This window comes from Terrabacter sp. GCM10028922, assembly GCF_042666095.1.
Taxonomy (GTDB): Bacteria; Actinomycetota; Actinomycetes; order Actinomycetales; family Dermatophilaceae; genus Terrabacter.
Genome location: NZ_JBHTFG010000035.1, coordinates 1 through 2077 on the forward strand (window position 1 = coordinate 1; position 2077 = coordinate 2077).

Genomic DNA, 2077 nt, shown 5'->3' on the forward strand with positions numbered 1-2077 from the left:
CGATCCGCAGGCGCTGTCGCGGCTGGCGACGACTGCGCCTTGCAGGTCGCGAGCCACCAGCTGGTCCTGCTCGCACTGACGGTTGATCTCCCATCCCGTGCTGCGCCACACCAGCATGCGTTGCCGTGTTGCGCCGGGAAGGGGTTCGGCGGCGCGCTCGATGAGCAACGGCCGGCCGCTCGTGTTGACCACAGTCATGTGACGGTCCGGTTCCTGCATGGCCAAGCCGACGAAGACCAGCAGCACCACGTAGCCAACGATGGCCACGCCGGCACCGATGAGGGCAACCTGCAGCGCCGTCCGCCCTACGGTCTGAGTCGTTCCCATCACCACCCCCTCCCTGACGGGTCAGGCTAGATGGGGACGCGCCGGAGCGCTGCCGGACCGCACCGTAGTGTGCGGCAACCGTGACCAAGCGGCTCGTGGTCGAGCGGAATATCCCGTGCTGCGACGAGTGCGAACCGAATGAGCGCTCATCGGCATGTGGGTGAAACCGTGCGCGAGGGCAACGGCGGTATGACGCTCCCTTCACCTTGGGCCGAAGGCCTGGAGAGTCGTGACCACGATGACAAACAACCCGGTGATCTGGTAGCCGCCGACCGTGGTGGGATTCGCGACCACCGGACCGGGTGCCGCCCGCGTTTAACAAGAACAAGACGCGATAGCGAATTCTCCGCTGTCGGCGTTCTCCGAGACCAATCGCCCGTCCACGCTGATCCAGCATTTGACGTCGCCCGCGGCCCGAGAGCCCGGGGTGTGGCGCGTCCTCACTGCGAAGTGCTGGTCGGGGGTCGAGGGGTCAACCGTGAAGGTGTCTACGAACGAGCCGTCGCGTTCCGAGGTCGTTGTAGGTGTCGTGAGGCGCGACTCAATGTCCATACCGGAGGCCCCGACAGTGACCACTTGGCCGCCAACCGACGTGCGCTCCATCGGCTCCGAATCCGGCGTCGACGAGCACGCGGACATGGCAATGACGACAGCAATGGTCCCGACGGGGATCCCGCGCATCCACGAAACGGTACGCGCTACTGCGACATGCTGACCACCAGCCGCCGGCAGGTGCAGGAGCATCGAGGCCAACGCCACCCGCATCCCTGCCCCGCGATGCCGCATAGCCAACCGCACCTCGCGATCACCCCATCGACGGCGTCCGCCGCAATCACGGGATAGCAACCGCATCCAGCACACCGGCCCAAGGGGTTGCGCCCAGCTCCCGGCGAAAAGACGCATCGCGCCAGGTGACACCGCCCAGTGTGAGCACTCCGCGCAGAGCTTGGATCGTGCCCGAGGACGAGGCGCTGAGGTTCTGCACGACGGCACCTACAACCGACGAGTGACACTCCTCGTCCCTGATGAGATGCCGCCCGAGCGGGTGCACAGACCCCTGCTAACGGCCGTGGCAAAGAGCTGGTCTTCGTCGCCAAGGCCGGGTCCGATGGCCACCATGTCTGCCTCGTGGATGATGCGGGATGCGACGGGCTATCGGGCGGCAGCCCAGCCACGATGAAGGCCAGGCGCGTTGACGGGATGGAGGCCGCGGCCGTCCGATTACGGCCACACGTTCAAGGACAGCCCCCAACGGCGCTGGCGCCTGTTAGGTCTACGGCGTGCAGGGCGAAGGCATCTTTGTCCTCCGGGACACGGAAGGCTCTGTGGGCAACGCTAGGCAGGCCCAGGACGGAGTCCACCTCGTCAGTTGACAGGTACCCGGCGTGCTCGGCGACTCGGGTGATCACGTCAACAAGGAGCTCGATCTCCTCGAGCAGCTGATCGTCGACGAGGTCGTGCCGCGGCGGCGGTGCGGGATCATCTGTCCCCTGAACGTGAGGGGTGCCTTCTGGCATGGGTTATCTCCTCTTTAGGCGCTCCGTATGGCCGTCCTGTCGCGCAGAGGAGCGGCGCGTCCCGCTTGGTGCCGAGGATCTGCTCCCTGCGACGGAGCCGCGATCTGCCACCGACCGGACGGTCACGAACCGGTCTGCAGATCGGCTCGCATCGCCGATTAAGCGCGCCTACCTGGCCTGTGACGCCATTCCTGCGCGAAGGGCAGACTTCCACGAGGTGATGTCGGGCCGCT

The 2077-nt window shown here is 66.3% G+C and carries 2 protein-coding genes; both read right to left on the reverse strand.

Annotated features, from left to right (window positions below):
* Positions 1-327: hypothetical protein (locus ACFQU3_RS22580; protein ID WP_385912744.1), on the reverse strand; the 327-nt coding region annotated here is incomplete at its 3' end.
* 1235 nt (positions 328-1562) lie between these two features.
* Positions 1563-1844: a hypothetical protein gene (locus tag ACFQU3_RS22585; protein WP_385914021.1), complete on the reverse strand. Its 282-nt coding sequence runs from the start codon at positions 1842-1844 to the stop codon at positions 1563-1565.
* Positions 1845-2077: the final 233 nt, after the last annotated feature.

Coding starts and splice junctions, on each gene's coding strand:
- ACFQU3_RS22585 (WP_385914021.1), bottom strand. CDS start 1,844: ATGCCAGAAGGCACCCCTCACGTTCAGGGGACAGATGATCCCGCACCG.